This window comes from Gordonibacter sp. RACS_AR68 (assembly GCF_030418485.1).
In the GTDB taxonomy this organism is placed as follows: domain Bacteria; phylum Actinomycetota; class Coriobacteriia; order Coriobacteriales; family Eggerthellaceae; genus Gordonibacter; species Gordonibacter urolithinfaciens.
The window spans coordinates 42,137-56,288 of record NZ_JAIPUP010000009.1 but is presented as its reverse complement, the minus strand read 5'-3'; the positions used below and the strand labels follow the sequence as shown (position 1 = coordinate 56,288).

The 14,152-nt window shown below is 66.7% G+C and carries 12 protein-coding genes; all 12 read right to left on the bottom strand.

Translation table 11 applies throughout. The annotated features are described in order from the left end of the window. Window positions 1–467: 467 nt before the first annotated feature. The 12 genes from ispH to K9U15_RS14060 all read right to left on the bottom strand — a co-directional run bounded on the left by ispH (window position 468) and on the right by K9U15_RS14060 (window position 14,089). On the bottom strand, window positions 468–1,307 hold the full coding sequence (ispH, locus tag K9U15_RS14115) for a 4-hydroxy-3-methylbut-2-enyl diphosphate reductase (RefSeq protein WP_096228387.1): 840 nt from the start codon (window positions 1,305–1,307) through the stop codon (window positions 468–470). Further along, a complete protein-coding gene (locus K9U15_RS14110) occupies window positions 1,304–2,182 on the bottom strand; it encodes a 1-acyl-sn-glycerol-3-phosphate acyltransferase (RefSeq protein ID WP_096228386.1) in 879 nt (292 codons plus the stop codon). The genes ispH and K9U15_RS14110 overlap by 4 nt, the downstream gene beginning before the upstream one ends. Then, window positions 2,179–2,856: a (d)CMP kinase gene (gene cmk / locus K9U15_RS14105; protein ID WP_123674219.1), complete on the bottom strand. Its 678-nt coding sequence runs from the start codon at window positions 2,854–2,856 to the stop codon at window positions 2,179–2,181. The genes K9U15_RS14110 and cmk overlap by 4 nt, the downstream gene beginning before the upstream one ends. Then, complete coding sequence (gene aroA, locus K9U15_RS14100; protein ID WP_096228384.1) at window positions 2,853–4,223, bottom strand: 3-phosphoshikimate 1-carboxyvinyltransferase; 1,371 nt, start codon at window positions 4,221–4,223, stop codon at window positions 2,853–2,855. Before aroA ends, cmk begins: the two co-directional genes overlap by 4 nt. After that, on the bottom strand, window positions 4,213–5,388 hold the full coding sequence (locus K9U15_RS14095; RefSeq protein WP_096228383.1) for a prephenate dehydrogenase/arogenate dehydrogenase family protein: 1,176 nt from the start codon (window positions 5,386–5,388) through the stop codon (window positions 4,213–4,215). The genes aroA and K9U15_RS14095 overlap by 11 nt, the downstream gene beginning before the upstream one ends. Window positions 5,389–5,495: 107 nt before the next feature. Further along, on the bottom strand, window positions 5,496–6,308 hold the full coding sequence (locus K9U15_RS14090) for a pseudouridine synthase (protein ID WP_096228692.1): 813 nt from the start codon (window positions 6,306–6,308) through the stop codon (window positions 5,496–5,498). 201 nt (window positions 6,309–6,509) lie between these two features. Then, a complete protein-coding gene (gene scpB, locus K9U15_RS14085; protein WP_096228382.1) occupies window positions 6,510–7,394 on the bottom strand; it encodes an SMC-Scp complex subunit ScpB in 885 nt (294 codons plus the stop codon). A 15-nt stretch (window positions 7,395–7,409) separates the two neighbouring features. Then, on the bottom strand, window positions 7,410–8,201 hold the full coding sequence (locus K9U15_RS14080; RefSeq protein ID WP_087190636.1) for a ScpA family protein: 792 nt from the start codon (window positions 8,199–8,201) through the stop codon (window positions 7,410–7,412). Between the two features lie 10 nt (window positions 8,202–8,211). Continuing rightward, a complete protein-coding gene (locus K9U15_RS14075) occupies window positions 8,212–8,889 on the bottom strand; it encodes a site-2 protease family protein (RefSeq protein WP_123674220.1) in 678 nt (225 codons plus the stop codon). Window positions 8,890–9,680: 791 nt separating this feature from the next. Continuing rightward, window positions 9,681–11,177, bottom strand: a complete 1,497-nt coding sequence (locus K9U15_RS14070) for an SLC13 family permease (protein WP_301156416.1) — start codon at window positions 11,175–11,177, stop codon at window positions 9,681–9,683. Window positions 11,178–11,310: 133 nt separating this feature from the next. Beyond that, entirely contained in the window at window positions 11,311–11,646 is a 336-nt protein-coding gene (locus K9U15_RS14065) for an oxidoreductase (RefSeq protein WP_096228378.1), read from the bottom strand. A gap of 16 nt (window positions 11,647–11,662) precedes the next feature. Beyond that, window positions 11,663–14,089, bottom strand: coding sequence for a molybdopterin-dependent oxidoreductase (locus tag K9U15_RS14060; protein ID WP_301156415.1), 2,427 nt, complete (start codon window positions 14,087–14,089; stop codon window positions 11,663–11,665). Window positions 14,090–14,152: the final 63 nt, after the last annotated feature.

The window sequence follows — 14,152 nt, the reverse complement described above, 5'->3', positions numbered from 1 at the left end:
ATTCATCTCGCAATATCCGGTTTTCAAGGTTCCCGCCTCCCCTTCCGGGGGGCCTCGCCGCCTCCCTTCCGGGCGAGCGGCGCAAGGAGATACTTTACCTTCCCGTTGCCATCCTGTCAAGGACTTTTTTCAGGAACTTTCGTTCCGAGTCCGTCCGGGAGGCCCCGGGCCGCGTCCTCCTCGAAAACGCAGCCCGAATATAATACGCTCCCCGCCGCGGCCTGGCAAGGGGGTATTTCGGAAAATCTTCGGGACGGGGGCGCCGGGAGGGCGTTTTCGCAGGCGGGGGGCGGGAAAGAAGATCCCGCGGCCTCCCCTTCCCGGGAGGCCGCGGGGCGCGGGCGGGGCGGAAGGGGGGATCCGGGGGCCGCGGGGAGGCGCGCGGCAAGCCGATGCGGCGGCATCGGGCCTTTGGCGCGCTGCCGTGGCGGCGGGAGGGGCGGGGCAGGATCCCGAAGGGGGGTTTCCTACAGCGCCTCCAAAAACGCGGCCACGGCGTCGATCTGGCCCTCGGGGGTCGAGGCGCCGGCGGTGATGCCAACGGCGCCGCAGCCGGCGAGCCAGGCGGGGTCGATCTCGTCGGGCGACTCTATGTGATGGGTGCGGGGGCAGGCGGCGGCGCAGATGTCGGCAAGGCGCGAGGTGTTCGACGAGTTGCGGCCGCCGATGACCACGATGGCGTCCACCTCGTCGGCGAGGGCGGCGGCAGCCTCCTGGCGCTGGCGCGTGGCGAAGCAGATGGTGTTCTTCACGAGCAGCTGCACGCCGCGCTGCTCGAGCGCGGCCACGACGGCGTCCAGGACCTCGCGCGTCTGGGTTGTCTGCACGACGACGCCCACGGGGCCGTCGAGCGTATCCGGCAGGTCATCCGGGCCGGCCACCACGCTCACCGGCGCACCGGCCTCGCGCGCGCACGCCACGAGCCCTTCCACCTCGGGATGGCCCGCCTCCCCCACCACCACCACATGGCGGCCCTGCTCGGCAAGGTCGGCCGCCGCACGCTGGGCGCGCGCCACGTGCGGGCACGTGGCATCCACGAGCGGCAGGCCGCACGCCGCCACCGACCGCTTCACCGCGGGCGTCACGCCATGGCTGCGGATGACCACTGTGCCGGCGCCCGCCACGTCCTCCACGCCGTCGACGGCCCGCACGCCGCGTTCCGCCAGCTGTGCCACCACCTGCGGGTTGTGGATGAGCGGGCCCAGCGTGTAGGCCCTCCCCCCGTCCTCGACGGCCTTGAGCGCCAGGTCGAGCGCGCGCTGCACGCCGTAGCAGGCGCCGGCGTACGCGGCGCGCACCACCCTCACGAGCGCTCCCCGGCCGGCACGGCGGAAACCTCCGCCTTGGCGGCGCGCTTCGCGCGGATGCCCGCCACGACCTCGGCCGTGGTGTGCTCGGGCACGGGATGCTCCTCGAACACGGCCGTGAAGTCGCGTCCACCGGGGAACAGCGCGGGCATGTCCACCTGCTCGCGCGGCACGCGCAGCGACAGCGCGAAGCACTCGCGCATGGCGTACCACGTACAGCCCTCCAGGCGGTCCTCCTTCGGCAGGAAGTCGAAGTCCTCCACGAGCAGGGGGTTGCCGTACTCGATGGTGATCTTGGGGAAGCGCAGGCGCTCGCCCTTCCTCTTCACGTTCTCGGCGTTGCGCACGGTCATGGGCAGGAGGGGGGCCTTCCCCATCTTCGCGACGAACGCGGCGCCGGAATGGATCTCGGGGGTCTTCGTGCCTTTGCCGCGGCGCGTGCCCTCGGGCAGGATGCCCACGATCTCGTCGTTTTTCAGCATGCGCGTCGCGCGCTTGATGGCGGTGCGGTCGGCGGAGTCGCGCTTGACGGGGAACGCGCCCACGCGCGAGAGGATCTGTCCCACTAGGCCGTGGGCGTTGTCGAACAGGCTCTCGCGGCCCATGAAGCGCAGCCATTGCTGCGGGCGCGTGGCCAGGTACATGAACGCTACATCCAGAAACGAGGTGTGGTTCGCCACCACCACCACGCCGCTCTCCTTGTCGAAACCGCGGATGCTCTCGCGGTTGTCCACACGGTAGCGGAAGCATATCTTGAACACGAACACGAGGAATCCCCAGATAAGGTTGCCTGCCCAGTGGGGAGCCTGCTTCTCGTCGGACGTGCCGCCGAGCGGCATGTCCCATATCTTCTCGTACGGGAGGATCAGGCTCATCGCGCGGCCCTCTCGCGCGCGAGCTCCACGATCTCGTCGATGACATCCTCTATGTAGCGGCCCGTGGAGTCGAGGCGCACGGCATCTTCGGCGGGCTTGAGGGGCGAGGCAGCGCGCGAGGAGTCGTGCTCGTCGCGGCGCCGCAGGTCGGCGAGGACCTCGTCGAAGTCGATGGAGCCGATGGAGCGGTCGGCGTTCTGGCGCACGCGGCGGTGCGCACGCTCCTCGTCCGATGCGGTGAGGAATACCTTCACCTCCGCCTCGGGGAACACCACCGTGCCGATGTCGCGGCCCTCCACCACGTAATCGCCCGCGCGGCCGATGCGGCGCTGCTGCCCCACGAGCGCCTCGCGCACGGAGGGCGCGGCCGACACGGGGCTCACGGCGCGGTCGATCTCGGCCGTGCGGATGGCGCGCGTGACGTCCTCGCCGCCGATGGACACGCTTTTAGGGGCCGGGTCGCCCGGCTCGTGCCCGAACGCGATGTCGTGCGTACGGGCCAGCCGACCGAGCGCTGCGTCGTCGTCGAACGGCACGCCGTCCTGCAGGGCGCGCCACGCCACGGCGCGGTACATGGCGCCCGTGTCGAGGCAGGAGAAGCCGAGCTTCTTCGCCACGGCCTTCGCGACCGTGGACTTTCCGGCCCCGCTGGGGCCGTCTATGGCGATGATCATCGAGCCAACCTTTCGATATCGTCCAGGAACCGGGGATAGCTGATCTTAACGGAGTCGAAGTTCTCCACTTCTACGGGGACGCCGCCCGTGAGGCCCACGAGCGCCCACGTCATGGCGAGACGGTGGTCGCCGTGCGAGTCGAACACGAGGCCCGCAGGGGCGCGCAGGCCGGGCTGGCCCTCCACATAGAGGTCGTTGCCGTCGATGTAGGCCTCCACGCCCAGCTGGCCGAGGCCCTCCACGACGGCCGCGAGGCGGTCGGTCTCCTTCACGCGCAGCTCGCCCACCTCGCGGAACACCGTCACGCCGCGGGCGTGCGCCGCCACGAGCGCGAGCACCGGAACCTCGTCGACGATGGCGGCGATCTTCTCGGCCGGCACCTCGCAGCCATGGAGGCTCGGGGTGTGGCACGCCGCTATCATGCCGTAGGGCTCCTTGCCCGCCGCCCCCGCGTGGCGCACCGACACGTCGGCGCCCATGCGCTCGAGCGTGCGGGTGAAGCCGATGCGCGCCGTGTTCAGGCTCACGTTCTCCACCTGGAGGGAGCTGCCGGGCTTGAGCACCGCGGCGCACACGAGGAACGCGGCCGAGGACGGGTCGCCTGGAACGCGCACCTCGGCCGCCTGGAGCACGCGGGGGCCGGTCACGCTGGCCGTGCGGTCGGCTGCCGTGGTGGGCACGCCGAACTCGGGCAGCATCAGCTCGGTGTGGTTGCGCGACGGGGCGGGCTCGTTCAAGGTGGTCGTGCCGCGCGCGTAGACGCCCGCCAGCAACACTGCGGTTTTGAGCTGGGCCGACGCCATGGGTGCATCATAGGTGACCGCGCGCAGGTCACGCGTGCCCACCTCGGTTATAGGCAGCGTCTCGCGGCCGCCGGGCTCGAAGCGCGCGCCCATCTTCATGAGCGGCGCGGTGATGCGGCGCATGGGGCGACGCTGGAGCGAATCGTCGCCCGTGATCTCCACGGGCACGTCCCACGGCGCGAGCACGCCCATGAGCAGGCGCGCCGTGGTCCCGGAGTTGCCGCAGTCGATGGGAGCGTCCGGCTTGCGCGGGCCGGAGGCACCCCAGCCCGTGATGCCGCCGGCCAGGCTGCCGTCAGGCTGACGTTCTAGCGAGACCCGGGCACCGAGCTGGCTCACCGCCTTGATGGACGAGCGCACGTCCTCGGAGTCCAGCACGCCGGACACGCGCGAGGTGCCCTCGGCCATGGCCGCGAACAGCACGGCGCGGTGCGAGATGGACTTGTCGCCCGGCACGGTGGCGGCGCCGCGCAACGGCGCGGGCAAAGGCTCGATGACCGTGCGGCCGACCTCGGGCTGCAGAGACGGTGCGGATGCGGCTGATGCGACGGGCTCATGCGACATGGGTATGCTCCTTGGCCGAAAGCGGACTGAACGACACCGAGAAACCGGCGTTGATGAGCTGGGCTGACAGCTGGCCGACATCGCCCTCGTCGGTGAGCACGAGGCTCAAGACGGCGCTGTCGGCCGTTATATGGTCGATCTCGATGGACTGGATGTTGCAGCCCACGGAGCTGGCGATGGTGGTAACCTCGGCCACGACGCCGGTGCGGTCCTCCATGGGGATACGCACCTCGAGCAGCTTCTCGGTCGAGGGCACCCATGCCGCGGGAAGCGCCCGCCGTGCCTCGGCGGCCTCGGCGAGCAGTGCGGTCATGCGGGCGCGGTCTCCGGAGGCAAGCGCCTCGGCGAACGAGCCGATGATGCCCTGCACCTCCGCGAGGCCCTCCCCGAGCGCCGCGGCGTTGTCGAAGGCGATGCCGCACCACAGCTCCGGCGAGCCGGCGGCGATGCGGGTGGTATCCTTGAAGCCGCCGGCCGCCAGGCGCATGAGCGCCTGCTGGTCGTCGGCATGGCGGCAGGCCAGCTGCACAAGCGACGAGGCCATGATATGCGGCACGTGGCTCACCACGGCCACCGCCTCGTCATGGTCCTCGCGCGGCAGGGCGATCACGCGGGCGCCGAGCGACGTTACCAGCTCGTGCAGGCGCGGGAAGTGCTCGGCCGGCGTAGCCGCGTCGGGACAGAGTATCCAGTGCGCGCCCTGGAACAGGTCGGCACGGGCGCCATCAATGCCGTTCTTCTCCGAACCGGCCATGGGATGACCCGGCACGTAGTTCTCGGGATGCGGCAGCATGCGCGCGGCAACCGCCGCGATGCGGGATTTCGTTGAGGCGGTGTCCGTGACGATGCCGTCGAAATCCCAAGCAGCCAGACGCTCGAGGTACTGCTCCACCACGTCCACGGGGGCAGCGAGCACCACGAGGTCGCACTCCCCGCGCACGGAGCGCTCGAACGCCGGGTCGTCCGGCTCCCAGGCGGCGTCGACCCAACCGCGCTCGAGCGCGACGGCGCGCGTGCGGTCGTCCACATCCACGCCGGAGAGCCGGATGTCCGGCTGCGCGGCGCGCACGGCAGCGGCGAACGAGGCGCCCACCAGGCCGAGGCCCACGATGACGATGTGCCTGAACGCGGCTTGGCCGGATTGTTCGGTATGAGGTTCGATCATGGGACGATGCCGCCCTTCCTGCCTGTCGTGAGGCCGGGGCACGGCACGGCGCCGCTCCCCCGGCCTGACCATTCTAACATTATTATAGACCGACCAACGGCCGCCCGTCACCGGCCCGCGGCGCGCTCGAGCGCCTGCACCTCGGCAGGCTCCAGCACGCGCCGCTCGCCGCGCGGCAGGCCGCCCAGCTCCACGGGGCCGAACGCATCGCGGTGCAGCGCGAGCACCGGGTGCCCGATGGCGGCCAGCATGCGCCTCACCTGGCGCTTGCGCCCCTCGTGCAGGCCTATGCGCACGATCGAGCGGTCGCGTGCCCTCGCCGAGCACGCGCGGGCGTACTGGCGCGACGCCCCCTCCGGCGCGGCAGGCGGCACATCGAGGACCGCCAGCGCCGCTGCGGCCGCCTCGCCCTCCACGAGCGCTACCCGCGCCGGCAGCGTGGGGCCATCGTCCAACTCGATGCCCTCGCGCAGGTGCTCGAGCTGGGCCGCACTCGGCCGACCTTCCACGAGCGCCGTGTACACCTTCTCCACATGGCCGCGCGGGCGCAAGAGCGCATGCCCCAGCTCGCCGTCGGTGGAGAACAGCAGCAAACCCGTGGTGTCGCGATCGAGCCGCCCGATGGGGAACAGGCCCGGATGCTCGGCTGCGGGCACGAGCTCCGCCACGGTGGGGCGACCATGCGGGTCGGACATGGTGGTAACGTAACCGGCCGGCTTGTGCAGCATGAGCGTGACCGGGCCGTCCGCCAGGCGCACGACGCGACCGTCCACCGCCACCTCGTCGACGAGCGGATCCACCTTGCTGCCCAGCTCCGTGACCACCTCGCCGTTAACCGTGACGCGCCCGGCCGTCATGAGGTTCTCCGAGCCCCGGCGGCTGGCCGCCCCGGCGCGCGCAAGGAACTTCTGCAGACGCATGGGAACGATGCGGGGGTTGTCGTTTTCTTCGCTCACAGGTCCTCCAAAGTCAGCGAGGGCTTTCGTGGTGCCCGAGATCGGCGCGTTTCGCGGCCGAGCGTGCTTCCGCACGCGAGGGCAAGCGAAAAAGCGTCGAGACCGGGTGCCGCGGAAGCCCGCAGCGTCGGCCCGTTCCGCCGTTCGGCAGAACGGCGGAACCGATTATTCATCTTCCGTCTCGAACGTCAGGCTGTCGAAGTCGATCTTCTCCACAAGCCCGAGGCTCGAGGCCATGGCCTCGGCGAGCAGGCTTTGGGCCGCCTCGCCCGCGGCGTCCTCGGCAGCCTCGTCCATGCGGGCGAAGAGCGTTTGGCCTGCACCGGCGCCGGCCGAGCCGCCCAGCTGCTCGCCCAGCGTCACCGCCGCCTCCCCCTCCCCGTCGAAGTCGAACTCCACACCGTCGAAGCCGTCGTCGGAAGCGTTCGCCTCCGCGCCGCCAATGCGGACGTCTTCCGCCACGCGCACGGGCTCGCGCGTGGCGCTCAGGCGCTCGCGGATGAACGCGCGCGTGTCATCGTCGGGCGCGAACTGGTCCAGGTCGGGCAGGTCGGCCACGCTGCGCAAACCGAACTTCTCCAGGAAGGCGCGCGTCGTGGCGTAGAGGGTGGGGCTGCCCGGCGCGTCGGCCGTGCCCGCCTCGCGCACGAGGCCCTTCTCCACCAGCGAGTTGATGGAGCTGTCCGAGTTCACGCCGCGCACGCTGGCCACGCCGGCGCGCGTGACGGGCTGCGAGTACGCCACGATGGCAAGCGTCTCCATGGCGGCCTGCGAGAGCTTCCGCGTGTCCCACGACAGCACGTACTTCTCCACCAGCTCGTGGTACACCGGATGCGTGTACAGGCGCCATCCGCCGGCCACCTCGCGCAGCTGCACGCCACGCTCCTCGCCCTCGAAGCGCGTGCGCAAGCCCACGAGCGCGCGCTCCACGTCGGCCGGCTCAACCTCCAGCATGTCGGCGAGCGCGATGGTGCCAACCGGCTCGTCGGTCACGAACAAGAGCGCCTCGAGGGCGCCCGCCATCTGGCTTTCCTGCAATCCCTGGAACACGGGCCCAACCTTTCCCTACTCTTCCCCTACCGAGGTCAGCGCGTCGTCGCCGGTGAGCACGAGCTCGCCCGAGCCCTCGATGTAGCGGATGTCGATGTCGCCGAACTGCTCCTGCTGCTCGATCTTCACCATGGCGCGCTTGTACAGCTCCAACACCGCCAAAAACGTCACCACCACCACGGGCAGCGGCGTGCCCTCGTCCACGAGCTCCGAGAACCGCAGGCGCTTCTTGTTCACGATGCGCTGGTGGATGGCCCGCACGTGCACCTCCACCGGGATGGGCTTCGCGGCGATGTGCTCGGACTCCAGCAGGAACACCTCGCGGCGCGCGTAGGCCTGGGCAGCCAGGAGCGCCAGGCCGTCCAACGTCACGTCCTTCAGGTAGTCGGGCATGAGGTTCAGGAAGCACGCGTCCGGCCCGAACGGGCGCGCGTGCATGCGGCCCTCGGCCAAGAAGCGTGCGAGCAGCGTGGAGGCCGCGTTCTTGAACTGCTTGTACGCGAGCAGCCGGTCCACCAGCATATCGCGCGCCTCGCTGGGCGCGAGCTCGGCGATGTCGTCGTCCACGGCGTCGCGGTCGCGCGGGATGAGGCTCTCGGCCTTGATCTCCAGCAGCGTGGACGCCACCAGCAGAAAGTCGCTCGCCACGTCGAGGTCGAGGTTGTCCATGCGGCCCACCTCGGCCAGGTACTGGTCGGCGATCTGCGTGATGGAGATGGCCCCTATGTCCACCTTCTGGCGGCTGACCAGGTAGAGCAAGAGGTCGAACGGCCCCTCGAAGCTGTCTATGCGAACCTTGTACGACACGCCCGCCCCGCTATCCGGCGAACGAGAACAGCAGGTCGAACACGTTGCCCGCCGTGACGTCCAGGTAGATGCCGATGAGGTTGAAGTGCAGCACGTACGGCACGAGGAGTACCACGACGAGGAACACCGGCATCGCATAGCGCTGCACCTTGTAATACTGGGGCAGGTACTTCTTCGGCAGGAAGAACGCGAAAATGGACGAGCCGTCGAGCGGCGGGATGGGCAGCAGGTTGAAGAACATGAGGTACAGGTTGATGAGCGAGAACATGGGGAGGAACATGGTGTAGAAGTAGTAGAACAGGTCGTTTTGCGCCAGCACGTTCACCGGCAGCAGCAGCGACACCGCCGTGAAGACGAGCGCGCCCAAGATGGCCAGCGCGAGGTTGGCCGCCGGGCCCGCCAGCCCCACGATAAGGTCGCCCTTGCGCGCGTCCTTGAAGTAGGCCGGGTTGTAGGGCACGGGCTTCGCGTAGCCGAAAACGGGCATGTTCATGGCCATGAGCAGAAGCGGCATGATGACCGTGCCGAAGGGATCGATGTGCTTGAGCGGGTTCAGCGACAGGCGCCCGGCACGCTGGGCCGTGGAATCGCCCAGCTTGTAGGCGGCGAAGCCGTGGCAAGCCTCGTGGCACACGATGGCCGGCACGAAGCTTAGTATGGAGCAGATAAGGTAAGGTATCGAAATCATGATGCGACCAGTCTAGCGCAAAGGGCCGCACCCGCCGTCCCAGCCGGGGAAACTTCACAAACTCCCGCAGGGGGACCCGGCAGGAGGGAGAGAAGGCAGGGAGGCGCCAGTCGGAGCGAATGCAGCCTGCTCGTAGCCGGCGCAGAACCAGAGCCGCCCGCCTGCCTTCCTTAGCCGCCATTCTCGGAGCCGCTGCGCCCGGGGCGGTTTCGCATGCTCGCTTTGACAAGGCCCTTCGCCTTGTCCGGCACCCCAGGGGCGGGCACATCCTGCGGCTTTGCAATCTTCAGCTCCTTTTCAAATTTCCTACCACGCCTTCCGCAGAACGAGCAGAACGCTCCGCATAGACTTGCCACGACGCCCCCCCCTTTTTTTCAGCCCACCCTTCCTTCACCCGCCCTCCTTCACGCCGCATCATGCCCGAGGTTTTGGGGACTTGGGTGCTCCCGGAATCCCAGGAGTGGAAGGAGCCGTGAACACCCCGGGGACGCTCGGCGCCACCGGAGCTCCCGGGACTCCGGGAGGCATCGGCGCTCCAAGGGTGCCGGGTGCTCCCAAGGCGCCCGGCAAGCCAGGCCCCTCGGGGCTAGGCAACTCCGCCCCGCATTTGACGCAGGCGGTATCGATGGACGCATTGGCGGTTCCGCATTCGGGACACGTCTTGCCAGCAGAAGCGCCCGCAGGTCTAAAGCACATAGTCTTTCCTTTCGGGTAGTTTTTAACTCCGGCGCCGAGCAACCGCTCCCCCGGCCGTCCAGGGTTAAGGCCAGGGCGACAAGCGCCCCTCGGCCTTAAGCAGGGAACGCGACGCCGCTGATGATGGGAAGCCAGATGACGCTCGCGACCAAGAGGATGACCGTCGGCGCCCAGGATTTCCTCACATACTCGGCCATGGAGATCCAACCTTTGTCGTAGCCGATCAGGATGATGGAATCCAACGGGAAGAACGTGCTCACCACACCCAGGCCGCCGCCGATGCACGCCACGATGCCAGGATTGACGACCATGCTGCCGGCAGCCATGTTGACAGCGGACACCACGGCAACCAACAGGGGAATGGCAACAGAGATGACGGGAGGGCCGATGGGGATGAACAGGTGGAGAACCAAGGTTACCAAGCACATGACGAGCACGATGAGCAGGGCCGGCCACGCTTCCACCCCAACGAGCAGCGTGTTGACGAACCACGTGGCCACTCCGGTTCCCACGAGGCCGGTGGCCAGCACCTGGATGCCTATGACCATCATGATGACCTCCCAGGGTATGCTTTCGTAGAACTCCTTTTTGGTCAGCAGGCTCAGCCCGGGCAAGAAGGCGAGAACGCAGAAGATCAGCGCGACCATGATGGAATTGATCTGCGGAAGCCACGTGCTTGCTATCATCAAGCCGAAGGCAATGACATACCAGACGATGAGCTTGATTTCCTTGACGGTGATTCCCTGGATGCCTTCGAGCTTCGACTCTACCACCAGGTAGGCGTCTTGTTTGATATCCTCGAGCTTGAAGACCCTCACTATCCACAGGCTGGAGAGGAACGTTACCGCAAGCGCGAGGGGTATGTTGGCGATGCACCAGCCCAAAAACGTCACACGAAAACCGATTGCCGTCTCCAACATGCTTATGACCAGCATGTTGGAGGAGTTGCCAAGAGGGGTGCCGATGCCGCCTATGAGAGCGGCGGCCGGGATGCCGAGTGTGAGGGCCTTGCCAAGGCCGGAAAGCTTCTTGACGCCGTTGTTCGCCTCGACGATGGAGAGGCTGATGCCCACGAAGATGGCAGATGCCGCAAGGTCGGCGATGAACATGGAGAAAATGCCCGTAACCATCATGAGACCGACAACGATCTTCCTCGAATCCCCCTTGGACCACTTCAAAACGGCATTTGCAACGCGGAACGGGATCGGCGTGGCCATGACCGCTGCGGTGACGGCAAAGATGAACAGGCAGTAGATCGGAACCATCAAGCTCGATTGGTTGAACACGGACTGTACGACCGCCCCGTTTTCCAGTGTGGTGGTGGCAAACGGCAAAACGCCGGTCATAGGCAGCAGGACGTAGATCAGCACAACCGTGACTATGAACGGAAGCGCTTCCGTCACCCACAGGATAATGCAGCAGAGCAGGATGCCCACAGCAGACATGGCCTCGCGGGAGAGGCTTTCCGGCACAGGGCAGGCGAACTGGAAGAACGAGAACACTGCGGCTGCTGCGATTATTGCGATCAGCCGCTTCATGGACTCCTTGCCGAACTTCCCCCGAATCGAGGAATCGATAGCAATCTCGGTCATAATTCCCCCTGTCGTTGTGAAGACGAATCGCGAAAAACTCGCCTCTGAGACTTCCATTCCACGCCCCGAGGCGAAAAGGGCGGACGCGGCGCCAGTAGGCGCCCCCCTCCGTCCGCCCGAACGCGCACCACCGCTAAGGAACGAACACGGCGGCCTTCCTTGGCTTGTCCAGGAGCTTCCGGCCGCACTCCTCGATCGTGCCGTATTCCAGGACCTTCGCCTGGCAGCACTGCACGCAGGAAGGCAGCTTGCCCTTGGCGATGCGATCCTCGCAGAGGTCGCACAGCTCCGTCGGATAGGCTATGAAGTCCCAGTGCCAGGAACCGTCGGGATGCTGGTAGGGACGATCCTCGAGAACCTTGATCCCGTTCTCGGTCTTGGAAAGCCCCAGATGCGTGCGGCAGGCGATCTCACAGCTGTGGCAGCCCGAGCAATACTCGAAGTCGATGTACAAAGCACCTTGCGTCATGGTTTGCTCCTCCTCTCTATTTCTGCAGGTAGACTGCAGTGGACTCGTCAGCAGGGCGCCATGTTTGCTGGACCGTGAACTCCTCTTGGCGACTTGGCTCGAGAACGATGCCGTTGGCATCCGGATCGTTCGGGCCGCCACGGCCGTCGACCCTCTTGATGCTCACCATCATCTGCTTGAACGTGTTGCCGAAGCCGAGCTTGCCGTTCACGCTATTGGGCATCAGCATGTTGACGTTGGACTTCCAGTTTCCGTAGAGGTTGGGCACTTCCCCGTTCTCCTCGGGGTACCAGAAGCCGTGCATGCAGTGGACAACGCCCTTCTTCATGGTGGGAACCACGCGCGCGAGCTGTCGGATGCTCCCATAGGGGGAGGATATCTCCACCCAGTCGCCCTCCTCTATGCCGTAGGTCTCGGCATCGTATACGTTGATGTCGACCATAGGCCAAGGAGTGAGCTGGCGCAGGCTCGGAACCTGCTTATGCTCTGAGTGGAAGAACTCCTGCTGGCGAGCGCCGGTGATCATCATCAGCGGGTATTCCCGGCCGAGCTCCGGCAAGGCGCCGGGGCTGTAGACCGGAGGCTCGTAATACGGCAGCGGATCCTCGCCCCAGTTCTGGTACATGAGCGAGTAGAGCTCGACACGGCCGGTGGTGGTGGGAAACCCGGGCTGCCCGTCAGGACGCAGCTTGCCGATCTTGTACTTGTAATAGGGTTCCTCGGACATGACGACCACCTTGTCGCGCAGCTCCCGGAAGGGCAGCCAGCTGCGCATGACATGGAAGTTGTCGTAGTCTTCCTGGGTCTCGAAGCGGTTCCAGAACCCGGGATGGAGCTTCTTTCCCACCATCATCATGATCTCGATGTCGCTCTTGCACTCGCCCACCTGCACGCACTTGTTCTGGGCACCGTAGAACGAGGCGTTGGAGGCATAGTGCGTGACCACCATGCCGTCGTGCTCGATGGTGGAGGCGACCGGGAACACCACGTCGCAGCAGCTCATGATAGTCGGGTTCATGAAGCAGTCGCAGGCGTAGTTGAAGTCGAGCTGCTTGAGCGCCTTGTACCAGCGCTGCGGCTCGGCGGAGATGGCCGTGCCGACCGGGTTGGAGGAGACGAAGCCGGCCATATGCACCTTGTAGGGCTGTTCGGTCTCGAGCGCCTTCAGAAACTCGTCGGGGTGCGCCGTCCACATGATGGATCCGACCGCAGGGTACTTGTCCACGCCGATACGCTTAGTGTCCCACATCTCCTGGGTCATGATGCCGTTCTTCAGCGCCAGCATGAGCGTGGAGTCGTTCTCGTCCTCGATGCGCTGGCTTGCGTCGATACCACCTCCGTCGTGCACGCGGTTGCCGCCGTCGTCGCCCATGCCGAGCGTCGTGCCACCAGGGGCGTCGATGAAGCCGGTGATGGTCATGAGCGCGATGAGGCACTGGCCGAGCTGGGTGCCGTTCGGGTTCTCGTCGACTGCAAGGCCCCAGGCGAGCGCCGAAGGGCGCGCGGAGCCGTACATCCGGGCGGCCTTCCAGATGAGGTCTTCGGGGACACCGCATATTTCGGCGGCCTTGGAAGGCGGCATGGTCTGGCAACGCTCTACGAGCTCGTCATAGCCGTAGGTCCAGGCATCTATCCACTCGCGGTCGACCAGGCCTTCCTTGTCCATGACGTAGATCCAGGCCATGGCCATGGCCGTGTCGGTGCCGGGATTCACCTGGAGCACGATCTCGGAGCGGGAGCCCAGCCAGTGGATGCGCGGGTCGACGCAGATGACCTTCGTGCCAAACTGGCGCATCATCTCGATGAGGGCATGGCCGTACATGCCGTCGGGGTTGGAGCGCAGCGGCTCCTTGCCCCAGCACACCACGACCTCGGGCGCCACCCAACCCTCGTGCTCGTAACGGTCGGCGAACTTCTGGGCGTAGTCGATCTCGGGATAGCCGCCGCCCAGCATGAACGCGGTGTTGGAGATACGCGGCCCGTAGCAGGACCAGCCGGCCTGGGCATAAACGGCATTTGGGGTGCCGAACACCAGGTTCGCCCACTGCGTGTACCAATAGTTCGCCTCACGGCCGGTACCACCGAACACGCAGATGGTCTCGGCGCCGTACTGCTCGATGATCTCCCGCGCAGCATCCGCCACCAGGTCGGTGGCCTCTTCCCAGCTGCAGCTCTCCCACTTGTCGAGCCCGCGGTCCTCCCGGGCGCGCTTCATGGGATGGACGATTCGATCCTCATGGTAGACGTACTCGGTCAGGGCCAGGCAGCGAGGGCACAGCGCGCCCTTGGTGATGGGATGCTCGGGGTCGCCCTCCACCTCCACCACGACGCCGTCCTTCACATGGACCTGCAGTCCGCACCCTACGGGGTGGCACCCCGGAGGCGACCATGCGCAGGTACGGAAGATCGTCTCCTCCCCCTCTTCCCTTTTCCACTCAGTCACCGTTTTCCTCCTCACCTCGTGCAATAGTTGGCAATTCGGGTCTGCGTACGCTTTTTCGACCTG

Excerpts from the sequence above, each read along its gene's own strand:
- K9U15_RS14110 (WP_096228386.1), bottom strand. The coding sequence starts at position 2,182 with ATGAGCCTGATCCTCCCGTACGAGAAGATATGGGACATGCCGCTCGGC.
- cmk (WP_123674219.1), bottom strand. The coding sequence starts at position 2,856 with ATGATCATCGCCATAGACGGCCCCAGCGGGGCCGGAAAGTCCACGGTC.
- aroA (WP_096228384.1), bottom strand. The coding sequence starts at position 4,223 with ATGTCGCATGAGCCCGTCGCATCAGCCGCATCCGCACCGTCTCTGCAG.
- K9U15_RS14095 (WP_096228383.1), bottom strand. The coding sequence starts at position 5,388 with ATGATCGAACCTCATACCGAACAATCCGGCCAAGCCGCGTTCAGGCAC.
- K9U15_RS14090 (WP_096228692.1), bottom strand. The coding sequence starts at position 6,308 with ATGCGTCTGCAGAAGTTCCTTGCGCGCGCCGGGGCGGCCAGCCGCCGG.
- K9U15_RS14075 (WP_123674220.1), bottom strand. The coding sequence starts at position 8,889 with ATGATTTCGATACCTTACCTTATCTGCTCCATACTAAGCTTCGTGCCG.
- K9U15_RS14070 (WP_301156416.1), bottom strand. The coding sequence starts at position 11,177 with ATGACCGAGATTGCTATCGATTCCTCGATTCGGGGGAAGTTCGGCAAG.
- K9U15_RS14065 (WP_096228378.1), bottom strand. The coding sequence starts at position 11,646 with ATGACGCAAGGTGCTTTGTACATCGACTTCGAGTATTGCTCGGGCTGC.